The sequence below is a fragment of the Flavobacterium sp. YO64 genome, from assembly GCF_004119505.1.
Classification (GTDB): Bacteria; Bacteroidota; Bacteroidia; order Flavobacteriales; family Flavobacteriaceae; genus Flavobacterium; species Flavobacterium oncorhynchi.
Map to the genome: position 1 here is coordinate 60,795 of NZ_NRQV01000001.1, position 23,837 is coordinate 84,631.

Annotated in this window: 22 protein-coding genes; 7 read left to right on the forward strand and 15 right to left on the reverse strand. The window is 33.2% G+C overall.

What is annotated here, in order from left to right; genetic code table 11:
• Positions 1-37: 37 nt before the first annotated feature.
• Both BOW57_RS00310 and BOW57_RS00315 read left to right on the forward strand, forming a co-directional pair.
• Entirely contained in the window at positions 38-949 is a 912-nt protein-coding gene (locus tag BOW57_RS00310) for an AEC family transporter (protein ID WP_129052635.1), read from the forward strand.
• Between the two features lie 111 nt (positions 950-1,060).
• Positions 1,061-1,699: a peroxiredoxin gene (locus tag BOW57_RS00315; protein ID WP_089052906.1), complete on the forward strand. Its 639-nt coding sequence runs from the start codon at positions 1,061-1,063 to the stop codon at positions 1,697-1,699.
• A gap of 66 nt (positions 1,700-1,765) precedes the next feature.
• Here the strand turns inward: BOW57_RS00315 and BOW57_RS00320 are convergent, their stop codons facing one another.
• The 4 genes from BOW57_RS00320 to BOW57_RS00335 form a co-directional block, all read right to left on the reverse strand.
• Positions 1,766-4,015 carry a cation:proton antiporter gene (locus BOW57_RS00320; protein WP_129052636.1) on the reverse strand — a complete coding sequence of 750 codons (2,250 nt, stop codon included), beginning with the start codon at positions 4,013-4,015 and terminating at the stop codon, positions 1,766-1,768.
• Positions 4,016-4,247: 232 nt separating this feature from the next.
• On the reverse strand, positions 4,248-5,594 hold the full coding sequence (gene purB, locus BOW57_RS00325; protein WP_129052637.1) for an adenylosuccinate lyase: 1,347 nt from the start codon (positions 5,592-5,594) through the stop codon (positions 4,248-4,250).
• 89 nt (positions 5,595-5,683) lie between these two features.
• Positions 5,684-6,376 (reverse strand): sterol desaturase family protein, encoded by a 693-nt coding sequence (locus tag BOW57_RS00330; protein WP_129052638.1) that lies wholly within the window; start codon positions 6,374-6,376, stop codon positions 5,684-5,686.
• Positions 6,373-7,074 carry an NAD-dependent deacylase gene (locus tag BOW57_RS00335; RefSeq protein WP_129052639.1) on the reverse strand — a complete coding sequence of 234 codons (702 nt, stop codon included), beginning with the start codon at positions 7,072-7,074 and terminating at the stop codon, positions 6,373-6,375. The genes BOW57_RS00330 and BOW57_RS00335 overlap by 4 nt, the downstream gene beginning before the upstream one ends.
• 166 nt (positions 7,075-7,240) lie before the next feature.
• Between BOW57_RS00335 and cysC the strand changes: the two genes are divergently transcribed.
• From cysC to BOW57_RS00355, 4 genes are all read left to right on the forward strand, one after another.
• Positions 7,241-7,762 carry an adenylyl-sulfate kinase gene (gene cysC / locus BOW57_RS00340; protein ID WP_129052640.1) on the forward strand — a complete coding sequence of 174 codons (522 nt, stop codon included), beginning with the start codon at positions 7,241-7,243 and terminating at the stop codon, positions 7,760-7,762.
• A gap of 127 nt (positions 7,763-7,889) precedes the next feature.
• Complete coding sequence (locus BOW57_RS00345) at positions 7,890-8,573, forward strand: aspartyl/asparaginyl beta-hydroxylase domain-containing protein (protein ID WP_129052641.1); 684 nt, start codon at positions 7,890-7,892, stop codon at positions 8,571-8,573.
• A gap of 11 nt (positions 8,574-8,584) precedes the next feature.
• Complete coding sequence (locus BOW57_RS00350) at positions 8,585-9,553, forward strand: sulfotransferase family protein (RefSeq protein WP_129052642.1); 969 nt, start codon at positions 8,585-8,587, stop codon at positions 9,551-9,553.
• Positions 9,554-9,615: 62 nt separating this feature from the next.
• Positions 9,616-10,278, forward strand: coding sequence for an RNA methyltransferase (locus BOW57_RS00355; protein ID WP_129052643.1), 663 nt, complete (start codon positions 9,616-9,618; stop codon positions 10,276-10,278).
• 78 nt (positions 10,279-10,356) lie between these two features.
• On the opposite strand, the gene BOW57_RS00360 is transcribed toward BOW57_RS00355, so the two are convergent.
• From BOW57_RS00360 to BOW57_RS00395, 8 genes are all read right to left on the reverse strand, one after another.
• Complete coding sequence (locus BOW57_RS00360; protein WP_129052644.1) at positions 10,357-11,316, reverse strand: transporter; 960 nt, start codon at positions 11,314-11,316, stop codon at positions 10,357-10,359.
• 325 nt (positions 11,317-11,641) lie between these two features.
• Positions 11,642-12,682 carry a cytochrome-c peroxidase gene (locus BOW57_RS00365; RefSeq protein ID WP_129052645.1) on the reverse strand — a complete coding sequence of 347 codons (1,041 nt, stop codon included), beginning with the start codon at positions 12,680-12,682 and terminating at the stop codon, positions 11,642-11,644.
• A 149-nt stretch (positions 12,683-12,831) separates the two neighbouring features.
• Entirely contained in the window at positions 12,832-13,635 is an 804-nt protein-coding gene (locus BOW57_RS00370) for an MbnP family protein (RefSeq protein ID WP_129052646.1), read from the reverse strand.
• A 108-nt stretch (positions 13,636-13,743) separates the two neighbouring features.
• Positions 13,744-14,196, reverse strand: coding sequence for a hypothetical protein (locus tag BOW57_RS00375; RefSeq protein ID WP_241687353.1), 453 nt, complete (start codon positions 14,194-14,196; stop codon positions 13,744-13,746).
• Between the two features lie 103 nt (positions 14,197-14,299).
• Positions 14,300-17,644 (reverse strand): preprotein translocase subunit SecA, encoded by a 3,345-nt coding sequence (gene secA / locus BOW57_RS00380; RefSeq protein ID WP_129052647.1) that lies wholly within the window; start codon positions 17,642-17,644, stop codon positions 14,300-14,302.
• 87 nt (positions 17,645-17,731) lie between these two features.
• A complete protein-coding gene (locus tag BOW57_RS00385; protein WP_007138072.1) occupies positions 17,732-17,953 on the reverse strand; it encodes a DUF2795 domain-containing protein in 222 nt (73 codons plus the stop codon).
• A 172-nt stretch (positions 17,954-18,125) separates the two neighbouring features.
• Positions 18,126-18,695, reverse strand: coding sequence for a cob(I)yrinic acid a,c-diamide adenosyltransferase (locus BOW57_RS00390; protein WP_089052917.1), 570 nt, complete (start codon positions 18,693-18,695; stop codon positions 18,126-18,128).
• Positions 18,696-18,859: 164 nt separating this feature from the next.
• Entirely contained in the window at positions 18,860-19,546 is a 687-nt protein-coding gene (locus tag BOW57_RS00395; protein WP_129052648.1) for an ABC transporter ATP-binding protein, read from the reverse strand.
• A gap of 305 nt (positions 19,547-19,851) precedes the next feature.
• Between BOW57_RS00395 and BOW57_RS00400 the strand changes: the two genes are divergently transcribed.
• Positions 19,852-20,508, forward strand: coding sequence for a DUF6565 domain-containing protein (locus BOW57_RS00400; RefSeq protein WP_089052919.1), 657 nt, complete (start codon positions 19,852-19,854; stop codon positions 20,506-20,508).
• 53 nt (positions 20,509-20,561) lie between these two features.
• Here BOW57_RS00400 and BOW57_RS00405 read toward each other — a convergent pair whose 3' ends face one another.
• The 3 genes from BOW57_RS00405 to BOW57_RS00415 form a co-directional block, all read right to left on the reverse strand.
• Positions 20,562-21,341, reverse strand: coding sequence for an O-methyltransferase (locus BOW57_RS00405; RefSeq protein WP_129052649.1), 780 nt, complete (start codon positions 21,339-21,341; stop codon positions 20,562-20,564).
• A 27-nt stretch (positions 21,342-21,368) separates the two neighbouring features.
• Positions 21,369-21,839, reverse strand: coding sequence for an FKBP-type peptidyl-prolyl cis-trans isomerase (locus BOW57_RS00410; protein ID WP_129052650.1), 471 nt, complete (start codon positions 21,837-21,839; stop codon positions 21,369-21,371).
• Positions 21,840-21,943: 104 nt separating this feature from the next.
• Entirely contained in the window at positions 21,944-23,806 is a 1,863-nt protein-coding gene (locus BOW57_RS00415; RefSeq protein ID WP_089052922.1) for an ABC-F family ATP-binding cassette domain-containing protein, read from the reverse strand.
• Positions 23,807-23,837: the final 31 nt, after the last annotated feature.

Consider the following 23,837-nt stretch of genomic DNA (forward strand, 5'->3'; position numbering starts at 1 on the left):
CATGCAATAAAAATGTATTTTTGAGGCTTTTAGCGCCATGAATAATTTTATACTTATATTTTTCTTTCTTGCTTTGGGTTTGATTTTACAGCATGTAAAACGATTTCCAACTTCTATTTATAAGGTTTTAAATAAAATTGTCATTTATTTATGTTTGCCTGCAATTACCTTATATCATATTCCGAAAATAAAATGGAGTAACGAATTACTGTTTCCTATAGGAGCTGGCTGGATTGCTTTTTTATTGGCATTTGTCTTTTTTCATTTCTTAGGAAAAAAGTTAGGCTGGTCGAATAAATTAATTGGCTGCTTAATTTTAACTGCAGGTTTAAGTAACTCCTCTTTTTTAGGCTATCCAATTATAGAAGCTTTGTATGGCAAAAAAGGATTAGAAACTGCGATATTGGTAGATCAGCCTGGAACTTTTGTGGTAGTTTCTACTTTAGGTGTTTTTGTAGCTGCATTTTATTCTAAAGGAAGTCCAGACGCATGGAGTATTTGTAAGAAAATAATCTTTTTTCCGCCTTTTATTACTTTTGTTGCAGCCTGTTTATTAAATGTCTTTGAATATGACTTAGAACTAAACGTACAATCTTTTTTATTAAAAATTGGCAGTTTGGTAACACCTCTTGCTTTGCTTTCGGTAGGATTACAGCTTACTTTTGATAGAAGAAGTCAACATTGGCGATTTCTTCATCTTGGTCTTTTTTTTAGATTGATTCTCACACCGTTTATTATTATGGTTTTGTATGTATTTGTTTTTAACCAACATTCAGAGCCTATAAAAATAACGATTATGGAAACGGCAATGGCGCCCATGATTACGGGTGCAATTCTAGCTTCGACTTATGGTTTAAAACCAAAATTGAGTAGTATGATGATTGGTTTCGGAATTCCAATTTCGTTTTTAACCCTTGCATTCTGGTACTTTGTGATGCGCTTTATTTAGTTTAAGATAGTAATTAGATAGATAAGATAGAATTTTAACTTTTTTTTAATTCCTGCGTGTTTTCTAAATGTATTTTTTAGTTAATTTTAGAGGAACTAAAAAATATAAATTATGTCAACATTAAGATTAGGCGATATAGCTCCAGATTTTCATGCAGAAACCACGCAGGGACCAATTAATTTTCATGAATGGTTAGGAGATTCTTGGGGAGTTTTATTTTCGCATCCAGCAGATTTTACTCCTGTTTGTACGACTGAATTAGGAACGGTAGCGAATTATGTTCCTGAGTTTACAAAAAGAAATACTAAGGTTATTGCTTTGAGTGTAGATGGTTTGCAATCACATTTAGATTGGATTAAAGACATCAACGAAACTCAGAATACTGAAGTTAATTTTCCAATTATTGCTGATGAGGATAAAAAGGTAGCTACTTTGTACGATATGCTTCATCCAAATGCAAGTGATAAATTTACCGTAAGATCTGTTTTTGTAATTGGTGCCGATAAAAAAATCAAATTGACTTTGACTTATCCAGCATCAACAGGAAGAAATTTTGACGAATTGCTTCGTGTTATTGATAGTTTGCAGCTAACGGCAAATTATAGTGTTGCTACACCAGCAAACTGGAAAGACGGAGAAGATGTGGTGATTGCACCAGCAATTCCAGACAGCGATATTCCTGCAAAGTTTCCTAAAGGACACACACCTATAAAACCTTATCTGCGTATGACACCGCAGCCAAATAAATAAAAAAGAAAAAGCCACAGATTAAAATAATTCCTGTGGCTTTTTTTTTTTTATATACATGATTAGATTTTAAAATGAAACGTGGGTACTTTTTTGCATTAATTCGTTCATTCGTTTTTTATCGCCTACAACCCAGATAATATCGTTTTTTTCTAAAATGATATTAGACTCAGGATTTAAGATTCGATTACCGTTACGTTCAATTCCTACAACAAGTCCGCCGGTTCTGCCTCTAAATTGACCGATACTTTTTTGAATAAAATCTTCGTTAGAAATCTCTAATTGACGAAGTACAATATCAGATTCTTCGCTGTTGTTAGGAGCCTCAATTTCATTTTTTAGATAAGTAGTAAACTGTGCAATTTGTTCGTCAGTTCCAATAACGCATATCTCATCGCCAGGAAACAATCGTTCATTTTTGGTTGGAATCGGGATTGTAATTTCTCCACGACGAATAAAAGCGATGTTTATCCCCATATTTTCTCGAATTCGCAACTCTTCAAGTGTTTTACCTGCAAGGTTTGATTCTTTTCCAATATCAAAAATTGACATGTGACCGTCCCAAGGCATTAGATTAGCATATCTTCTGTCTATTTTTTTATTTTCACGATCGTTTAAGTTCTTTAAAAAGTGATTTTCAATTTTATGATATTGTTCGTTTAGCTTTTTAGGGAAAATTTGATATGCTCCAATCGCAATAATAAGTGCAACAAATGCTACTAATGGAGAGAAGAAAATATTCAACAAGAAACCTACAAAGAATAATCCAAGGCTCATTCTAATTAATATAAGCATTAAAAGTGCGCCTCGATATTTACGTTCTTCCCATAAAGTTTCAACTTCATCAACTTTTACACGACGCAGCGAAAGCGCCCATAAAAAAGGAGCAATGATTACAAGTGTAATAAGCGCAGCTAAGGTGTTGCCAAAACGAGTGTCAGCAACCAGAGGTGCAACAAATTTTGATGATAATAAAATTATAGCAACAATAATTATAGTATGCAGTATGATTTGAGTTATAGACGCTCGTAGTACAATTTGCCAAGTACTGACTGATTTTATCGCTTGTGCATTGACGCTGTAGCGGTTTATGTTTTTAACCCATTTTTTTGGCAGCTTTCGCTCAAGAAGTTCAGAGAAAGGATCTGAATATTTAATTAAAAATGGAGTTGTAAAGGTTGTAACTGCTGATACAGCAACAATAATTGGATACAAGAAATCGCTGGTAACTTTTAATGTCATACCCAGAGTGGCGATAATAAACGAAAATTCCCCAATTTGTGCTAAACTCATACCGGTTTGAACTGATTGCTTAAGCGGTTGACCAGAAAGCAGTGCACCAAATGAGGAACTAAATGCTTTCCCGAAAATGGTAATAAGTGTAATCAAAGCAACAGGGAGTGCATAAGTAATTAAGGTGTCTGGATTGATTAACATTCCGACTGATACAAAGAAAACGGCTCCAAATAGATCTTTTACGGGCTGAATTAAGTGTTCGATTTTTTCTGCCATCGTAGTTTCTGCAATGATAGAACCCATTATAAAAGCTCCTAATGCAGGCGAGAAGCCAACTTTTGCGGCAAATACTACCATCATTAAACATAATGCCAGTGAAATAATAAGCAGCATCTCGTCAGTTAAAAGATGTTTGGCTTTTTTAAGAATCGTTGGTATGATAAAGATTCCTCCTAGGAACCAAATGATTAAAAAGAAAACCAGTTTTAGAACTGATTGTAATAATTCGGCGCCTGAAACTTGATCGCTGACTGCAATAGTCGATAATAAAACAAGCATTAAAATGGCTACAATATCTTCGACTATTAAGGCTCCAAATACTATTCCGGCGAATTTTTTACCTTTTACTCCCAGTTCATCAAAGGCTCTAATAATGATGGTCGTTGATGAAATTGAAAGTGTTGCTCCAAGAAAAACGCTGTCCATTTTTCCCCAGCCCATCCATTGTCCTACGCAATAGCCGATAATGGTCATGAATAAAATCTGGGTTATTGCAGTGATGGAGGAGGTGCCTCCAACTTTCATCAGCTTTTTAAAACTAAATTCGAGTCCTAAACTAAACAACAAAAAGATAACCCCAATTTCGGCCCATACTTCAACACTTTTCATGTCGGTTATTGAAGGGAAAAAATCAAAGTGGTTTCCAGCCAAGAATCCTGCGATCAGGTATCCTAAAACTAGAGGTTGTTTCATTTTTTTAAATAATAAAACAGCGATTCCTGCAGTCATCAGGATTAATCCCAGATCACTGATTAAGGGTTGTAAATGGTGTGTACTTTCGGCAGCGGCGTTTAAGGCAATCATAAAGGGTATTTTGTTTTAAGGAGCTTAGTCCGATTTTTTATTTAAGCTGTTTACTTAAATAGCCCTTTTTAGATTGGTTCATGGCGCTTTCGTATGCCATTCAGCAGTGATGAAAAAAACAATATTTTTTCGGCAAAAGGATTTTTGTTTGAATCTGGATTAACTTCCTGCGTTAAAAAAAAAGCTATCTCGATAAAGATAGCTTTTTTTTAGAAAATATTTTAGGTTTTATTTAAATTCCTACATAATTACTAGGAGTTATCTGCATTAATTCAGTTCGAACAGCATCAGAAACTTCTAAAGTTGCAATGAAATTGTGAATTGCATTTTTATCAATGGCTTCATTTGTTCTTGTTAGTCCTTTTAATGCTTCATATGGATTTGGATATGCTTCGCGGCGTAAAATAGTTTGAATAGCTTCTGCAACAACAGCCCAGTTTTTCTCTAAATCTTCGGCAAATTTACTTTCGTTTAATAATAATTTATTTAAACCTTTTAGAGTTGCTTCAAAAGCAATAATGGTGTGTCCCATTGGAACTCCAACATTACGTAAAACAGTACTGTCTGTTAAATCGCGTTGTAATCTTGAAATAGGCAATTTGGCTGCTAAATGCTCAAAAATTGCGTTTGCAATTCCTAGATTTCCTTCTGAGTTTTCAAAATCAATAGGATTTACTTTATGCGGCATTGCTGATGAACCAATTTCGCCTGCTTTTATTTTTTGTTTGAAATATTCCATTGAAACATAAGTCCAAATGTCACGGTCTAAATCAATAATGATATTGTTGATTCTTTTTAAACCATCAAAGAATGCTGCAAAATGATCGTAGTGCTCAATTTGAGTTGTTGGAAAAGAATGGTGTAAACCTAAATCTGTTTCAACGAATTTATTTCCAAATTGTTTCCAGTCGATTTGCGGATATGCTACATGATGTGCATTGAAGTTTCCTGTTGCACCGCCAAATTTAGCTGCAAATGGAACATTAAATAACAAACGCATTTGCTCTTCAAGACGCTCTACAAAAACTAAAATTTCTTTTCCTAAACGAGTAGGAGAGGCTGGTTGTCCGTGCGTACGTGCAAGCATTGGTATGTCTTTCCATTCTACACTTAATTCTTTTAATTTAGAAATTAAAGCAATTAACGATGGCATATAAACCTGCTCAAAAGCTTCTTTTGTAGAAAGTGGAATTGCAGTATTGTTAATATCTTGAGATGTCAGTCCGAAGTGAATAAACTCTTTGTATTTAGATAAACCTAATTTTTCAAAGGCATCTTTAATAAAGTATTCAACCGCTTTTACATCGTGATTGGTTACTTTTTCAGTTTCTTTAATCCAAAGCGCATCTTCTGTAGAGAAATTTTTGTAGATATCTCTTAAGCTGTCAAATAAACTAGAGTCTATGTCTGAAAGCTGTGGCAAAGGCACTTCGCATAAGGCAATGAAATATTCAATTTCAACCAATACGCGATATTTGATTAAAGCTTCTTCTGAGAAAAAAGGTGCTAAATTTTGAGTTTTATTTCTATATCTTCCATCAATTGGCGATATAGCATTCAGTTCGTTTAGAGTAGTCATTGTTATGTTGTTTTTCGAAAGGTGCAAATATAAGCTATTGTTAAAACTTCTGAAAATTACCGAAGCGTTATTATATAGGAACTTTTAAATTAAATACTAGTTTTGAAAATTTTATCCCAAATGGTAAAGTAAAAGCCAAAATTATGAACTTCATTTTTATGATGATCACCATGAAATTTTGTGGTAGAAATCCATTTTGTCATAAAGTTTTTGTGCCAGAATGCAGGAAATAGATTTTTCTGTAAATGACCAAATATTCCATACATCAAATTTAAAAACAGATAAATGATTATACTGATGTAATTAAATTGAAAAATAGAAATGAGAATAAGCCATATAAAACCAAATCCCAGAGTTTCTATAGGATGAAGTACAAATAAGCTATAAACATTGGTATTGATGTGAGTGTGATGCAATTTATGAATAGGATAAAACCATTTTAAAGTATGTGCCAGAAAATGAAAACAAAACATAAAAAAGTCCATCAAAATAATGAGTATAAGAGTATCGATTACAGCCGAAGTTAAAGAAACCGAAAAATCTATTCGAATTATTTGTAGTTGATACAATTTAAACCCTAAAGCGGTAACTAATATATTGCAGATCAAAGTCGAAATAACCCATTTACGATCCTTTATATTTAAAACAGTGTTTTTGGGTTCAATTATTTTTCCAATTAAAACCGCCATTAGCAACAGAATTCCATTTTCTATTGTAAAAACAAGTAATTGAGCCAAGAAACCTATTTGCGATAATTGCTGTAAAAGATTTTCTGCGATCATGATATTTTTTCCAGTTCGAATAATTTTTTTCTCATTTCTGAAACGCCTTCGGTCGCAGTTTTAGCAATAACTTCGACTTTGTTCTGAATATTAGGAATAGAAATTGGTTTAGGATCAATGTAAAAAACTGGGGTAATACTATAGGTGTAAGAAATTAATCCAGCAGCAGGATATACTTGAAGCGAAGTTCCAATTACGGCCAGATAATCAGCTTCTTCTACAATCGAAATGGCTTCTTCAAGTGCAGGAACTTCTTCACCAAACCAAACAATATGTGGTCTCAATTGATGACCGTTTTTATCAAGATCACCAGTAAATAAATCATTGGTCCAGTCTAGAATTAATTCGCGATTTTTTGTGCTTCTTACTTTTAATAATTCTCCATGTAAATGCAAAACTTTTGAGCTTCCTGCGCGTTCATGCAAATCATCAACATTTTGAGTAACAATATAAACATCAAAATGGTTTTCTAATTCAGCTAAAATCTGATGTCCTAAATTCGGTTTTACTTCCTTAAGCTGCTGGCGTCTTTTGTTGTAAAAATCCAGAACTAAATCTTGGTTTTTATGCCAGCCTTCGGGAGTTGCAACTTCCATTACGTCGTGGCCTTCCCATAAGCCATCGCTGTCTCGAAAAGTTTTAATACCACTTTCGGCACTGATGCCGGCGCCGGTTAGAACAACTAATTTCTTTTTCATTTTTGTTTTCAATTAAAAGATAAAAATAACAATTTCAAAAATGTAAGACTTGCTTATTATGCTCTTTTTTAAGTAAATTCGAGAGAAATAAACCGTACTTATACTTATTGTTTTGGTTTCGTAAATTATTTAGTTTTAATGTTCAATTTAGAAATAGAAAATCTACATGATTTTAATACAGTTTACAGGACTATCGGGTTCGGGAAAAACGACATTAGCCGAAAATGTTCGACATTTATTAGTTCAAAATAATTATAAAGTCGAAATAATTGACGGTGATGTGTACCGAAAGACAATTTGTAAAGATTTGGGTTTTTCTAAGAAAGACAGATGTGAGAACGTAAGACGTCTTTTTGATGTCGGAAAAAAAATTACGGAGAGAAATATTATTGTTTTAATGTCAGTAATCAATCCTTACGAAAGTGTACGAAAGGAACTAAGACAACATCAATTTGTTAGAACTGTATTTTTGGATTGTTCAGTAGAAAGCTTAATAAAAAGAGATCCAAAAGGATTGTATAAAAAAGCTTTGCTGCCAGATCATGACAGTGATAAAATTAAAAACTTTACCGGAATAAGTGATGTTTTTGAAGTTCCTGTAAAACCAGATCTAATTCTTAAAACAGATTTTGAATCAGAAACTTTTTCAACAAATAAACTTTATCATTTTATTGTTTCCAATCTTTAAAACAGATTTGGGTTTTGAGCTTTTTTGAATTTATTAAAAGTTCACTTATTGACGAAAAAATATAGTTCTTGCAAATTGTATATTTATATACCTAAACAAATTATGTTGAATTTAAATTTTAAAATATATGAATCCTTCCTCCAGTATACTTCCTATTGCTTTCTTAGTGAATAAATTACAACAAGAACTTGCTTTATGCGAAAGTGAATTATGGACGCCGCATTTTAATACTGGTCGGTATGAAGGAAACTGGACAAGTGTTTCTTTGCGATCGCAGTCGGGTTTAGTAAGTGATATTACTTCTTTTCCGAATATAGAGTATATAAATACTTCTTTGTTAGAGCGTTGTTATTATTTTAAAGAAATTATGGATTGGTTTCAATGTGAGAAAGAAGCCGTACGCTTATTACGTTTGGGACCAAACAGCGAAATAAAAGAACATGTGGATAACGACACGTCTTATGAAGATGGTTTTTTTAGAATTCATGTTCCGATTTTAACAAATTCTGAAGTTTTCTTTTATGTCGACAAAAAACGAGTTCCAATGAAAATGGGGGAGTGCTGGTACGCTAATTTTCAATTGCCGCACAGTGTAGAAAATAAAAGTGGCGAGCCTAGAATTCATCTTACGATTGACTGTATAAGAAACGAATGGTCTGATAAACTATTTGCGCAAATGGGTTTTGATACGAGTAGTTTTTCCAATCAAAAGGAGTATTCACATGAAGTTAAACAGCTTATTATTGAGGAACTTTCTCGTAATCCATCAGAAATAAATGCCAAAATTATTGCAGATCTTCAAGCTAAATAAATTCAAAAAAAATGAAAAATATAGATCATCCCCTTTCAAACTGGATTCCGTATAAATTAATTGAAAATGATAATGAACTTTTTTTTGAATGGATTTATTTATCAGATGAAAAAATTATTGCGCCTTTTTTTCAGGAAACTATTTCTAAATGTAAAGCATATGAGTTTAACTCAAAAAGAGTTAAAGTTGTAAGTACACTTGAAAATTTGATCGAATGGTCGCAAGAACTAGAATCGGTCCCGTTAAAAACTTTGGTTTTTCATGTTTCCAGATGTGGTTCTACAATGTTGAGTCAATGTTTAGCCACTTCTTCTGAGAATATCATGATTTCTGAAGGACCTATTATTGATCAAATTTTGAGATGTCCTAATTTGGATCTTGACAAAAAAACAAATCTTTTAAAAGCGGTACTTCAATTTTTAGGTCAAAAGAGATCACCTGAACAAAAATATTTAATTGTAAAGCTCGATGCCTGGCATATATTCAATGCAAGTTATTTTAGAAGTGTTTTTCCTGAAACTCCTTTTGGATTACTATATAGAAATCCTGTTGAGGTTTTAAAATCGCATCAAAAAATGATGGGAATGCATATGGTTCCAAATTTAATTCCGCCAGCTGTTTTTGGAATTTCATTTGAGGAAATGGAGGGAACAAGTTTTTCGCAGTATGGAGCTTTGGTTTTAGAGAAATATTTTCAGGGTTTTCTGGATTTTTACGAAACAGATCAAAATGTTACACTTTTAAATTATAATGAAGGAATGAAAAATGCTTTAGAAAAATTAATTTCCTTTATTAATATTGATTATTCACATGATGAGCTCGAAAAAATGTGGTCACGTTTAAAACAGCACTCTAAAAATAAAGACGTTGCTTTTGAAGGTGATTTATTTAAAGAAGAAGAACTCTCAATTGATTTTTCAAAGCTTGATTTTTTGCACGAAAAATTAAATAATACATTGCTTGAGCATTTAGAACACTGAAAATACAAATGAATTTTTGTTTTGTTTATTTCTAATGTATTTTTGCGGCAAACAAATAAAAAATGGTTGATTTAGATTACCTCGCTTTTCTTGAAAATATATTAACGGATAATCGTAAAGAAAGATTTTTAAACGTACTTGGAAATCGTACTAAACATTTTACTATTGCAGTTGAAGATGTTTTTCAAATGCATAACACAAGTGCCGTGATGCGCAGTTGTGAAGTTTTTGGAATTCAGGAATTAAATGTTATTGAACAGCGCTACGGAAAAAAAATAGATAAGGAAATTGCCATGGGCGCTCAAAAATGGGTAGATATTAATCAGTTTGATTCTGTCAGCAATTGTATTTCTACTTTAAAAAATCAAGGTTATCAAATTATTGCAACTACTCCGCATGAGAATGATTGTTTGCTGGAAGATTTTGATATTACAAAACCAAGTGCTTTATTTTTTGGAACAGAACGAGATGGATTATCCGAAGAAATATTAGAAAAAGCCGATGGTTTCCTTAAAATCCCGATGGTTGGTTTTACAGAGAGTTTGAATATTTCTGTTTCAGCTGCGATCATTATTCAAAACCTAACCAATAGACTGCGAAATTCTGATATTAAATGGCAGTTGTCTGAAGAAGAGATTCTAGAAAAACGTTTGTCTTGGGCTAGAAATTCAATTAAAGATATTAAGCGAATTGAGGCGCGTTATTATGAAGAAAATCCAAGATGAATTTTAAAGATACTAAGGTGCTAAGGTTCTGAGATACTAAGATAAAAAACTTAGAACCTCAGAACCTCAGTACCTTTTTTACAAAGTATAATTCAAATTAATACTCCATCGGTAATTAGCTTCCATGTTGCCATTTGACAAATGCTGCGTTATTGGAAGCATTGCATTTACACCAATCGAAAATTTATCTTTTCCTGCTTCAATGCCAAATTTTCCAAATAAAATATCTCCCGCAGTATTTGGTAAATCAAGTCCGTGTTGCTTATTAGTTTGGTAAACTTCACCCGCAAGTCCTACCTGCGGAACAATTTGAAATTTATTTGCATCAAACAAATAGAAAAAAGTACCAGCATAATTAAATTGGTCGCCGTATTGGTAATTTTTACTGTTTTCAGTTTTAAAAATATAGTTTAAAGTAGTGTTTAGACCTAGATTTTTGTGTTTGATTACATATTCTGAAACCAAAGGAAAATCCCAGCTTCCTGTTCCTAATTGAAAACTCTGATTTATAGTTCCTAAATTGTTGATTTCTTTGAATTTTCCCGTTGGAATCTTAACTCCACCGCCAAGATTTAGTTTATGAGTAAAAACCGTACTGTCTTTTTGAGTTTCATAAACAGTATAAAGTCCCATAACAGTCATGTCGCCTAGACCTTCAATACTTTGGGTACCTGCTGTTAATTGTCTTTCATGAAAATGATATGGAAGTAAAGCGGAAATCTGAATTTTCTCTGAAATCGGAATCCTTGTCCAAGCTTGAACAGTATTGAAATTTTCGTCTATCCAAGGCGAATTTGCAAAAATACCATCACGGCTTGTATAGCTTTGTTTAAAATATCGAAGCCCAACAAAATTGTTATTCAACATCGAGCTAAAACCCATACTTCCGCCGCTTGCAGAACACCCGCAGGCATCACATTCAAAATCTTCCATAAGAGCCAAACGCTGAAAGGTGAATGTCGAAATACTGTCTTTTACAGTAGAACTAAAGGCTGAAAATCCAACCAAAAAAGTGCAAAGTATTATTAAATTTTTCATTTTTATTGTTTTTAGGAGCTAATCCCGCTTTTCGTTTCAAGCTTTTTTCAAAATCTCATTTTTCTATAAGTTTATAAAGCTTCCGTTGGCCGCTCTATAAACTCAAGAAAAACAAGGTCTTTCTTCAAAAAGGCTTTCCACTTCAATCGGGGCTAGGCGCCTGTTTTCATAAGATTTTTTTTTGTCATTTTTGATAAGGCAATTTTGTCATTTCGACGGAGGAGAAATCAAACTCGTTGGTCGACAAAGATTTGCGCTTTTCTTTACGGAGTTTCTAGTGTGATTTCTCCTCCGTCGAAATGACAAACTTTGATGATGTACTTTGTCAAAATTCCGAGAAACGTTTATCTGTCAAATATTGATTATCTGTCAGTGTTTTTAGAAAAGTGATTAGTTGTGTTTTTTCTGTAGCAGAAAGCGCAATTCCAAATTTTCCATTCTGTTTTAAAATTGGATCTAAAGTTGGAGAATCTTCAATTCCGCTTGCATAATGATCTAAAACACCTTCCAGAGTCCCAAATCGACCATCATGCATATAGGGACCAGAAACTTCTACATTTCGTAAACTTGGTACTTTAAATTTGTAATAATCACTCGCCAGTTCTGTTACTCTATATCGTCCAACATCATTAACGGCTGGATTTACAGCTAAACCATTATTTCGGAACGAATTATCAGTCTGTAAATCTGTTGCATGACATGAAGCACATTTTGATTTGAACAAATCGTAACCTGCCAATTCATCAGAAGTTAAAGTTCCGCCAGATTCATTTCGTCTGTATTTGTCAAATTTTGAATTTGATGAAATCACCATAACCATAAATTGAGAAAGGGCTTTCAGCATATTTTCGGTTGTAATGGCACCATCGTCAAAAGCCTGCCCAAATAGTTTTTGATATTCTTTGTCGGCTTTCATCATTTTTAGAATAGCATTCAAATCACCATTCATTTCGATCGCACTTTTAAGCGGAATCAGCGGCTGTAAATCTAAATGATCGGCAGCACCGTCGTACATAAAAGTAGTTTGAAACCCTAGGTTTTGAATGGATGGTGTGTTTCGTGTTCCCTGAGCATTGTCTACACCATGACTTACAGTATGTCCGTGATGCGTAAAGGCATTTGCTTGAATATGACAGAAACCACAGGAAACTACTCCGTCAGATGCTAAACGTCCATCGTAGAATAGTTTTTTTCCTAGTTCGAATCCTTTTACTGTTGGCGGATTTAAGGCAATATTATAAGCAAGATCTGGAAAGTTTGACGGAACTTTAAATTCCAGCGGCACATTTATATATTCGTCATCTTGATCTGAGCAGCTCCATAATAATGGAATGATCAGCCAAAGAAAATATTTTATTTTCAACATGTTTTTTTGGGTTTTAAGAAGCACAAAAGGTGTTTTTTAGCCCTGACAGAAGTGATATCCTTTTACGGCGGTGTTTGCCGTGAAAGATTTAACGGATGGCAGGACGGGTGGTCTGTTAAACCATAACTTTTGTGCTCCTGAAAATAAGTTTAGTCGTTATGTACGTGATCTACTCTAAACATTGCAGAGATGTTTTGAGTAATTAATGGCAAATTAGCACCGCCCATAATCATCGCACCCATTCCACCCATGTTGTTGTCAGAAAGTTTGATTTTGTTTTTTCCGTCGATAATTTTCGAAAGATCTGTGATAATGTGTACCGCAGGAGTAATGTTTGTACGAACTAAAGCTTTTGTTGGAAAATCTAAAGTTACTTCAGTATAGTTATAGTCTGTTCCTGTTTTTCCTGTGTGAATCATAAAAGGAGTCGCAGTTGTAACTGTTGGTGAAGTAAATGTGCCCTCAAGCGCTAGAAATTTATATCCAGCAGCCCATGACCACATCATTCCGGCGGCATCGGCTTGCGCTAAGAAATCGCCTTGTCCTGCAGCACCTAATTTCCATTGTTCTTCGTCAACTCCAATTCCGAATTTTACTTTTGTGTAGTCTCCAGCAGGAATATCAGCAAGTTGAAATTGTTGTCCAGCAGCAGTAGATTCATCTGCAATAAAGTAGCTTTTGCTTTTTGGGTATGTAAAAGTAGTTCCGTCTGCTTTTGTAAAAACAACATTGCTGACAATATATTTTACAAGACTAATTTTTAATACTTCATTGTTAGAAGTTGTGTTTCCTTGTGTGCTTAAAATTAAATCGTTTGCTCCGTAAGCGTTGTCAAATTTTAAAGTGATTTTTCCGTTTCCTGTAATCGTTTCGTTGTTATCATCGTTTGAACAAGAAAATAAAGATATAGATAGTGTTACAATAGCTAAAGCTCTGTATAAAGTATTTTTCATTTTTATGAGTTTTATATAATTTAAATTTGAGATGTGCGTAAGCACGTTTCATTGCTTTTGGGCAATAAAAATGATTTCAATTGTAAAATTGAAAATAGATTTAAAAAATTATATAAAATAGGATGGAGGGCGAAACGAAGTGTTCGAAACCGAAACAGGTTTTTGGTCTAAAACAGAAAAGTTTTGTGTTTTAGTTTTAATAGGCACTATTAAGCTATAAGGTGCTGTAATTGTATTTTGAATATAAACAATCTCTGATTTTTCTTTAAGATTGTTCTCCATTTTTTTCTCGTTATCGGCGTATTTTTTCAAGCTTTTTTGAAGTTCGCATCGACCGTTACAGGTATTGAAAACTTGTTTACGCTGTACACAAATGGTTTTTATAATTTCTTCCTGATTTAGTTTGAAATTAGTATAAACAAAGAAATTGCCAAAGGATGGCAGTAAAAGTATACCGGAAAGTAATATGATGAAGATATTCTTCAAGGCTTGATTTCGTTGTTTCGAATGCAAAAGTACATTTAATTCGTTTTGGAAAGAACTAATTTTAATTTTTTTCAAAAAAAAATCTTCAGGAGGTTTAAGTAATTAAGATTCTTTTAAATGATAAAGCCGACAAGTTTTTGAAAACGTGTCGGCTTTAATATGTAATTTGAAATAAAAATTATTCTTTAACAATAACCCAAGCTCCTGAAGCTAAAAGAGTTTCTGCTTTTTTATATTTCATTGTTTCTGTTTTACCAGTTGCAACTTCTTGAATAGTTACATTGTCATTACGATTGATTTTTGGCATTTCTCTAACAATGGTTTCTGTAACTTGACGTTGCTGTGTTTCTCCAGCTTCGCGATTAATTTCTTCGCTGTTTACAATTTCGTCTTTGCTTAATTGTAAATTTTCTTTCTGGCGAACTTCTCTTGCTTCGTGAATTTCAGGAACGTTTTGAGCAGGTAAATCTCCTTTAAATAAGAATGAAATAACTTCTTTATTAACGTTGTCCAACATTCCTCTAAACAAATTGAAAGCTTCTAATTTGTAAATAAGCAATGGATCTTTTTGTTCGTGAACAGCCAATTGAACAGATTGTTTCAATTCGTCCATTTTACGTAAATGTTTTTTCCAAGCTTCATCAACAATCGAAAGTGTGATGTTTTTCTCAAAATCAGCAATTAACTGAGCTCCTTCGCTTTCGTATGCTTTCTTTAAGTCTGTAACAACATTAAGCGTTTTGATTCCGTCAGTAAATGGAACTACGATTCTTTCAAAATGGTTGTTTGGCTCTTCGTAAACTCCTTTAATAATAGGGAAAGCTTCTCTTGCGCTTCTTTCTGTTTTTTCAGTGTAGAAAGCAAGTGCTTCTTTGTATACTTTTCCAGTAATTTCAACATCTGATAATTTTGTAAAATCAGCTTCTGAGATTGGAGAAGTAATTCCGAAGTAACGAATTAAATCAAAATCGAAATTTTTGAAATCGTTTGTTACTTTATTATTGCTTACGATTAGTTCACACGTATCGTAAAGCATATTTGCGATATCTAGTTTTAAACGCTCACCAAACAATGCATGACGACGACGTTTGTAAACTACTTCACGTTGTGAGTTCATTACGTCATCATATTCTAATAAACGTTTACGAACACCAAAGTTATTTTCTTCTACTTTTTTCTGAGCGCGCTCAATAGATTTAGTCATCATCGAATGTTGAATAACTTCACCTTCTTGAAGTCCCATTCTATCCATAACTTTAGCTACTCTTTCAGAACCAAATAAACGCATTAAGTTGTCTTCTAGAGAAACATAAAATTGAGAACTTCCTGGATCTCCTTGACGACCAGCACGACCACGTAACTGTCTGTCTACACGACGAGAATCATGACGTTCTGTACCAACGATTGCTAAACCTCCTGCAGCTTTTACTTCTGGAGATAATTTAATATCGGTACCACGACCAGCCATGTTTGTAGCAATAGTTACAACTCCGGCTTTACCAGCTTCTTCAACGATTTGTGCTTCTTGCTTGTGCATTTTAGCATTTAATACGTTGTGTGTAACACCTCTCATTTTTAACATTCGGCTTAACAATTCAGAGATCTCTACAGAAGTTGTTCCAATTAAAACTGGTCTTCCAGCGTTTGATAATTCAGTAACATCTTCGATAACAGCGTTGAATTTCTCTCTTGTTGTTTTGTAGATATAATCTTCTTTGTCTATTCTAGCAATCGGACGGTTGGTTGGAATTTCAACAACATCCAATTTGTAAATCTGCCATAACTCTCCAGCTTCAGTAACTGCTGTACCTGTCATACCACCCAATTTGCTGTACATTCTGAAATAATTCTGTAATGTAACAGTTGCAAAAGTTTGAGTTGCAGCTTCAATTTTTACATTTTCTTTAGCTTCAATCGCTTGGTGTAATCCGTCAGAATAACGACGACCATCCATAATACGACCTGTTTGCTCATCGACAATCATAATTTTGTTGTCCATGATCACATATTCTACATCTTTTTCGAATAAAGCATATGCTTTTAAAAGTTGTGTAAGAGTATGGATACGCTCGCTTTTTACTCCAAAATCTTGGAATAATCTTTCTTTAGCTTCCGCTTCAGCGTCTTTATCTAATTTTTGTTTTTCAATTGCAACGATTTCTGTACCAATGTCTGGTAAAACGAAGAAATCTGCATCTGTATCTCCAGAAAGGTATTTAATACCATTATCTGTTAATTCTACTTGATTATTTTTTTCTTCAATCACAAAGTATAAAGCTTCATCTACTTTATGCATTTCGCGATTGTTATCTTGCATATATTGATTTTCGGTTTTTTGAAGCAATTGTTTGATTCCTTCTTCACTCAAAAATTTAATTAATGCTTTATTTTTAGGTAAACTTCTGTAAGCTCTTAATAATAAGAATCCGCCTTCTTTAGTATTTCCTTCTTTAATTAATTTTTTAGCTTCTGCCAAGAAACCGTTTGCTAATTGACGTTGTTGCGCAACTAGATTTTCGATTTTTGGTTTCAACTCGTTAAATTCATGACGATCTCCCTGAGGAACTGGTCCTGAAATAATAAGCGGTGTTCTTGCATCATCAATTAATACAGAATCGACCTCGTCGACAATAGCATAATTGTGTTTTCTTTGAACTAAATCGCTAGGCGAGTGCGCCATGTTATCTCTTAAGTAGTCAAAACCAAATTCATTATTAGTTCCGTAAGTGATATCAGCATCGTATGCTTTTTTTCTTTGCTCAGTACTTGGCTGGTGATTATCGATACAATCAACAGTTAAACCGTGAAATTCGAATAAAGGCGCTTTCCATGTGCTGTCACGTTTTGCTAAGTAGTCATTCACCGTTACCAAGTGAACTCCGTTTCCTGTCAAAGCGTTTAAGTATAAAGGAAGTGTTGCTACCAAAGTTTTACCTTCACCCGTTTGCATTTCGGCAACTTTACCTTCGTGCAAAACCATTCCTCCAATTAACTGAACATCATAATGAATCATGTCCCAAGTAATTTCTTTACCTGCTGCGTTCCATTTGTTAGCCCAAGTTGCTTTATCACCTTCAATAGTAACATATGTTTTTGAAGCTGAGAATTCTCTGTCTTTTGGAGTGGCAGTAACTTCAATAAATGAATTGTCTTTAAAACGACGTGCTGTTTCCTTAACTACAGAAAATGCTTCTGGAAGAATTTCTAATAAAGTTTTTTCAGAAATTTCATAAGCTTCTTTTTCAAGACTGTCTATTGCATCATAAAGATCTTCTCTTTTGTCGATGTCTTCGATGTTTTCAACTTCAGCTTTAAGCGAAGCAATTTTAGCATCTTTATCTGCTCTGGCTTCTTTAATTCTATCTTTAAAATATACAGTTCTAGCTCTTAGGTCATCGTGAGATAAAGCCATTAAGCTGGTTTCGAATGTTTTAATTTTGTTTAAATAAGGTTGTAAAGCTTTGACATCTTTTTGAGATTTATCACCTACAAAGACCTTGATGATGCTGTTTATGAAACTCATAATTTATTAGTATTTCTTTATTATATGTTGTGTATTTGAACCAAAAAAAAAGCCTCGATGATGAGACTTTTTCCTTTGGTTTATTTTTTAATATTCATCCTCATTCCAAAGATAATCTTCGTCTGTTGGATAATCAGGCCAAATTTCTTCCATTGATTCATATATCTCGCCTTCATCTTCGATTGATTGAAGGTTCTCTACTACTTCTAATGGAGCACCAGCTCTAATAGCGTAGTCAATAAGTTCGTCTTTGTTAGCAGGCCATGGCGCATCACTTAAATAAGATGCTAATTCTAATGTCCAATACATCTGTTATCTGTTTAGTTTGTGCAAAAATAAATTTTTTACTGAAAAAGACAAGTAAATTTTGATTTATTTTAATAAAATTTAAGAACGTCTTTTAAATTGCAGATTTTAGATTGTTGATTTTAGATTGATACATTGAAAAAAATCTAAAAACGAAGCTCTAAAATCTAAAATTTTACTTGCGAGGAATCCATTTCACTTCCTCCGCTTTTAAGTCTGAGGACAACTTTCGTGCCAAGACAAAAAGGTAGTCAGAAAGTCGGTTTAAGTACTTGATTGCTACTTCAGGAACGTGTTCATTATGGCTTAAATGCACTGCCAAACGTTCTGCTCGGCGGCAAATGCAGCGTGCTATATGACAATGTGACACGGTGGGATGACCGCCCGGTAAAACAAAATGAGTCATTGGCGGTAAACTTTCCTCCATTTTGTCGATTTCGTTTTCAAGTAATTCAATATCAGAATCAATAATGCCTAAGTTTTTCAAACGAAGTTCACCGTTTTTTAAAACTTCTTTTTCTTGTGGAGTTGCTAATATTGCTCCAACAGTAAATAAGCGATCTTGAATTTCTATTAGAATAGTTTTATAATGAGAATCCATTTCTTGATCGCGAATTAATCCAATGTAAGAATTTAATTCGTCAACAGTTCCGTAACTGTCAATCCTGATATGATCTTTAGGAACTCGCGTGCCTCCAAAAAGAGCCGTAGTTCCTTTGTCACCTGTTTTTGTATATACTTTCATTTTTTTAAAGATACTAAGGTTCTGAGGTGCTAAGATGCTAAGAAAGTTTCTAAGATACTAAGATTCTAAGATTCTAAGTTTTTTCTCTTTGTGTTAATCTGGTTTTTTTAAGATTCTAAGGCTTTTCTTTTCCGATTAAACATTTAACCAAATAAGCGGTTAAACTATTTCGTGGTATCACTTTCAATTAATCCGTCTCTTAAACGAATAACGCGATGCGCATAGGCTGCAATATCCTCTTCGTGTGTTACTAAAATTACTGTATTTCCTTGTGCGTGGATATCGCCAAAAAGCTTCATAATTTCTACCGAAGTTTTACTGTCTAAGTTTCCTGTTGGTTCATCGGCCAAAATAATAGAAGGTTTGTTAACCAAAGCTCGAGCAATAGCAACACGCTGACGTTGTCCTCCAGAAAGCTGATTAGGTTGGTGATCCATTCTATCAGCTAGATTAACCTGCGTTAGTACTTCAACTGCTCTCGCATTACGTTCTGATTTTGAATGTCCGGCATAAATCATTGGTAATGCAACATTGTCTAGGGCAGTTGTTCTTGGCAAAAGATTAAAGGTTTGAAATACGAAACCAATTTCTTTGTTTCTAATTCCTGCCAATTCATCGTCTTTCATCTGGCTGACATCTTTTCCGTTTAAAATATATCGCCCAAAAGTTGGCGTATCTAAACAACCTAATAAATTCATTAAAGTTGATTTTCCAGATCCCGAAGGCCCCATTAATGCAACATATTCTCCTTTGTTGATTTCTAAATTAATTCCTTTTAAAACATATACAATTTCATTACCTAAAACAAAATTTCGTTTTATGTCGGTTATTTTAATTAATGGATTTGCCATTTCGTTTTACAATTTTTGGATTTAAAAGTACAAAACACTTTTCAATAAACGATAAGTAGTTTTAAATTGAATTATGTTACAAAATGAAGTTTTTTATATTGATTTACGTTTTTGTGCTTGTTTGGATAATATAAAATTAGAATCGAAAATGCTGTTATACCATTTTGAGTTGTTTTTATGTAATTATCATGTTTTTTAAATTTTACTGAATTATATTGTATTTAACGCTGTAAAAGTGATAATTGTGTAATAAAACGCTTAAGGTTATAACTATATTTGTTATGTAATCTTAAATAATCAGAATTATGAAAAATATACAATTAGTGTCAGGAATTGCATTTATTGCATTAATTTTTACTTCGTGTAAAGATGAGAAACAAGAAAAAGCTCAAAAAACAATAGATTCTTATGTGGCTTATGTCGATTCAGTTAAAAATGTAACCGCTGATGATTTGAAAGAAAATTGGAAAGGTGTAGAAACTGAATATGATAAAAGAGCAGAAGAAGCACAATTGGCTTTGGCGGATATTAAAGACAATACTGCGGCAACGGAGAAAATAAATACGAGTAAAGTTAAATATGAAGAGTTTAGAAATGAGATGGCTGTCCTTTTTGCCCCAAGTCCAAGCCCAAAACAACAATTACGAAATGCCTTATTTGGTGAAGGCAAGATTGGTGATGATATGAATTTTGATTGGGTAAATGCTAAAAACATTCATAGTGTTTACCAGCAATTTGTTCATACGGTTGAGAATAATAAAGATAAGTATTCGAGAGAAGACTGGGATGAAGTTAAACTTATGTATGAGGCACTTGACAGCCGTAAAAATACAGTTGAAAAAGAAGGTCTTACTGCCGAAGATAACAGAAAAATTGCCGGTTTGAAACTTAAGTTTGCGCCTATGTATACAGTAAATAGAATGGGAGCGAAGTCTGAAGAAACTGCAGCTGCTAAAAAATAATGTTCAAACTTTTTATTGAAATAAAAAAGACGATCATCACTGATCGTCTTTTTTTATGCTCTAATTATAAAATGCTCTTTTTCTTGTTCATATCTAAAAAATACAAATCCCCATTGAAAGGTATCGATAGTAACTTTTACTTTTGGGTGATTTTTTATGATTTCCCAAGTTTCTTCCATTTCTGCAGACCAATGTATATCATCAAAAATCCAAACCGAATCGTTGTTGATTGTTGGCAATAAACTTTCAAAATAAGCCAAAGTTGCTTTTTTAGAATGATTACCGTCAAAGTAAATTAGATCGTATGTTTTAGAATTTAGATTTTCAGAAACTAAAAATGATTCAAATTCTGCAATTATGTTTTCAACGTTTTTGCAATCAAATTTTTCTAATTGATTTTTGGCAATATCTCCAGTTTGTGCACATCCTTCAATAGTAACAACTTTTGCTTTTGTGTTTCCAAGAGCTAGGGCAGAAGTTGCTAAACCTAATGATGTTCCTATTTCAAGAATGTTATTTGGGTTGAAATAATTGGTTACTCTAAATAATAATTCAGCACGTTTTGGAGAAATTCCAGCCGTCAATGCAATTTTAGAAATTTGTCTTTTATCGGATTTAAATACTTTTGAACCTGCACCGAAATCAGTTACTTCAATGAAATTTTTATTTTCAAGAAGTGACTTTCTGTATTTTTTTAGAATTTTATATTCTGGTTTAGGTTTCTTGTCATAGAAACATTTTGTGAGCAGACTAAAAACGAAAGGGGAGTGAACACCATGTTCGTTTTTAGAATTCCAAAGAAATTTTAGATAAGATTGTATTTGAAAAAGCATTCTTATAATATTTCGTTTTCAGGCGAATTAATTTACGGTAATCAGTTTAATTTCAAATATTAAAACAGAACCTCCTGGAATGTCAGAAACAGAATAACTGCCGTATCCTAAATGTGCTGGAACAAACAAAATACCACTTCCGCCTTCTTTAAAAAAGGGTAATCCTTGCTGCCATCCTAAAATTAATTTGCTTAATGGGAAAGTTGCGCCCGAAGCATTTTGATCAAAAACTTTTCCATTGGTAAGAGAGCCTTTGTAGGTAACAGTAACAGATGATTGTGTAATGGGTTGTTTGCCGGTTCCCTCTTCTGTAATGATATAATGTAAACCAGTGTCTGTTTTTTTTGCTGTTAAATTGTTTTTAACTAGATAATCTGTGATTTCTTTTTCGTTTTCAACGCTGTAATCTATTTTTTCAGGAATTTTTTCTAATCCAGAATCACTTGAACAAGAGATAAAAAAGGTAAGAATTGAAAAAGCAACTAATAATTTTTTCATGTGGTATTTGTTTTTAAAGATCGTAAATATATAAAATTAGTCTTTAGTCTATGTTTTAGTCGAAAAAATGATTTTTTTGAAAACGAAAATCTATAACTGAAATATTAACTTTCAAGTTTAGCCGAAAGTTCAAACCAGCGTTCTTCTTTTTTATCTATTTTGTTTATGATGTTTTGCAGTTCGTTTGCTTTTTTCTCAATATCGGCGTCGGCAACTTTTCCGTCAGAGAATAGTTGTTCGATTTTAGTTTTTTCTATTTCTAAATCTTTGATTTCTCTTTCGATTTTTTGATATTCTTTTTGCTCATTGAAACTTAAATTTCCAGTAGGATTGTTTTGTTTCCAGTCTTTCTTTTCGGCTTTGTTTTCTTCTTTTTGAGCTACATCGGCACTGTCTTCATAAGCACGGAAATCAGAATAGTTTCCAGGAAAATTTTCGATTTCTCCATTTCCTCTAAAAACAAATAAGTGATCGACAATTTTATCCATGAAATAACGGTCGTGCGAAACCACTAATAAACATCCTGGGTAGTCTAAAAGGAAACTTTCCAGAACGTTTAGTGTTACAATATCTAAATCGTTTGTTGGCTCATCTAGAATCAAAAAGTTTGGATTCTGAATTAAAACAGTACATAAATACAAACGTTTTAATTCTCCTCCGCTTAATTTTTCAACATAGTCGTATTGTTTTTTGGCATCAAAAAGAAAACGCTCTAACAATTGCGAAGCCGAAATGATTTTTCCTTTTGCAAGCGGAATATATTCTCCGTACTCCTTTATAATATCAATTACACGCTGACCTGGTTTTGGATTAATTCCAGACTGCGTATAATATCCAATTTTAATAGTATCGCCTTTTACTACCCTGCCGCTGTCTGGCGGAATTGTTCCGGTTAGTAAATTTAAAAAGGTAGACTTTCCTGTTCCGTTTTTACCAATAATTCCAATTCTCTCGCCGCGCTGAAAATCAAAACTGAAGTTGTCCAGAATAACACGGTCTTTAAATTTTTTAGAAAGTTTGTGAAGCTCGATAATTTTGCTTCCCATTCTTTCCATATTAATTTCAAGTTCGACTTTGTTTTCTTTACGTCGGCTTTGTGCCTTTTCTTTAATTACATAAAAATCGTCCTGACGTGATTTAGATTTAGTTGTTCTCGCTTTTGGCTGGCGGCGCATCCATTCTAATTCTTTTACAAAAAGATTTTTTGCTTTATCAATACTAGAATTTTCAGAAGTAATTCGCTCTTCTTTTTTCTCTAAATAATAAGAGTAGTTTCCTTTGTACTGATATAATTTCCCGTTGTCTAATTCGATAATTTCATTGCAGACACGTTCCAAAAAGAAACGGTCGTGCGTTACCATAAACAAGGTGATATTTTCTTTGGCAAAATAACTTTCAAGCCATTCAATCATTTCAAGATCTAAATGGTTGGTTGGCTCATCTAGAATCAATAAATCAGGGCGATTGATTAATATGATGGCTAATGAAAGACGTTTTTTTTGCCCTCCAGAAAGATTTTTTACTTTAAGTTTAAAATCCTCAAGTTTTAACTTGAATAAAATTTGTTTGTACTGCGTTTCAAAATCCCAAGCATTATGCTGATCCATTCCGTCAAAAGCTTTTTGGTACGCTTCTTCGTCATTTGGGTTTTCTAGTGCTTTTTCATATGCTTCAATTATTTTAAGCGTTTCATTGTCTGAAGCGAAAATACTTTCTTCAATCGTAAGTTCATCCTGCAAATTATTGTCTTGCGACAGAAAAGCCATTCTAATTCCTTTTCTCAAAACAACTTGTCCGGTATCTGGTTCGTCTAAACCATTAATGATACTCATAATAGTTGTTTTTCCAGAACCATTTTTGGCAATAAAAGCAATTTTTTGATCTTTGTTGATTCCAAAAGAAATGTTGTCAAAAAGGACTCTTTCGCCAAATGACTTTGATATATTTTCTACAGATAAGTAATTCACTTTTGTAATTATAAGTTATAAAATATGAGTT

Coding starts and splice junctions, on each gene's coding strand:
- BOW57_RS00310 (WP_129052635.1), top strand. CDS start 38: ATGAATAATTTTATACTTATATTTTTCTTTCTTGCTTTGGGTTTGATT.
- BOW57_RS00315 (WP_089052906.1), top strand. CDS start 1,061: ATGTCAACATTAAGATTAGGCGATATAGCTCCAGATTTTCATGCAGAA.
- BOW57_RS00320 (WP_129052636.1), bottom strand. CDS start 4,015: ATGATTGCCTTAAACGCCGCTGCCGAAAGTACACACCATTTACAACCC.
- purB (WP_129052637.1), bottom strand. CDS start 5,594: ATGACTACTCTAAACGAACTGAATGCTATATCGCCAATTGATGGAAGA.
- BOW57_RS00330 (WP_129052638.1), bottom strand. CDS start 6,376: ATGATCGCAGAAAATCTTTTACAGCAATTATCGCAAATAGGTTTCTTG.
- BOW57_RS00335 (WP_129052639.1), bottom strand. CDS start 7,074: ATGAAAAAGAAATTAGTTGTTCTAACCGGCGCCGGCATCAGTGCCGAA.
- cysC (WP_129052640.1), top strand. CDS start 7,241: ATGATTTTAATACAGTTTACAGGACTATCGGGTTCGGGAAAAACGACA.
- BOW57_RS00345 (WP_129052641.1), top strand. CDS start 7,890: ATGAATCCTTCCTCCAGTATACTTCCTATTGCTTTCTTAGTGAATAAA.
- BOW57_RS00350 (WP_129052642.1), top strand. CDS start 8,585: ATGAAAAATATAGATCATCCCCTTTCAAACTGGATTCCGTATAAATTA.
- BOW57_RS00355 (WP_129052643.1), top strand. CDS start 9,616: ATGGTTGATTTAGATTACCTCGCTTTTCTTGAAAATATATTAACGGAT.
- BOW57_RS00360 (WP_129052644.1), bottom strand. CDS start 11,316: ATGAAAAATTTAATAATACTTTGCACTTTTTTGGTTGGATTTTCAGCC.
- BOW57_RS00365 (WP_129052645.1), bottom strand. CDS start 12,682: ATGTTGAAAATAAAATATTTTCTTTGGCTGATCATTCCATTATTATGG.
- BOW57_RS00370 (WP_129052646.1), bottom strand. CDS start 13,635: ATGAAAAATACTTTATACAGAGCTTTAGCTATTGTAACACTATCTATA.
- secA (WP_129052647.1), bottom strand. CDS start 17,644: ATGAGTTTCATAAACAGCATCATCAAGGTCTTTGTAGGTGATAAATCT.
- BOW57_RS00385 (WP_007138072.1), bottom strand. CDS start 17,953: ATGTATTGGACATTAGAATTAGCATCTTATTTAAGTGATGCGCCATGG.
- BOW57_RS00390 (WP_089052917.1), bottom strand. CDS start 18,695: ATGAAAGTATATACAAAAACAGGTGACAAAGGAACTACGGCTCTTTTT.
- BOW57_RS00395 (WP_129052648.1), bottom strand. CDS start 19,546: ATGGCAAATCCATTAATTAAAATAACCGACATAAAACGAAATTTTGTT.
- BOW57_RS00400 (WP_089052919.1), top strand. CDS start 19,852: ATGAAAAATATACAATTAGTGTCAGGAATTGCATTTATTGCATTAATT.
- BOW57_RS00405 (WP_129052649.1), bottom strand. CDS start 21,341: ATGCTTTTTCAAATACAATCTTATCTAAAATTTCTTTGGAATTCTAAA.
- BOW57_RS00410 (WP_129052650.1), bottom strand. CDS start 21,839: ATGAAAAAATTATTAGTTGCTTTTTCAATTCTTACCTTTTTTATCTCT.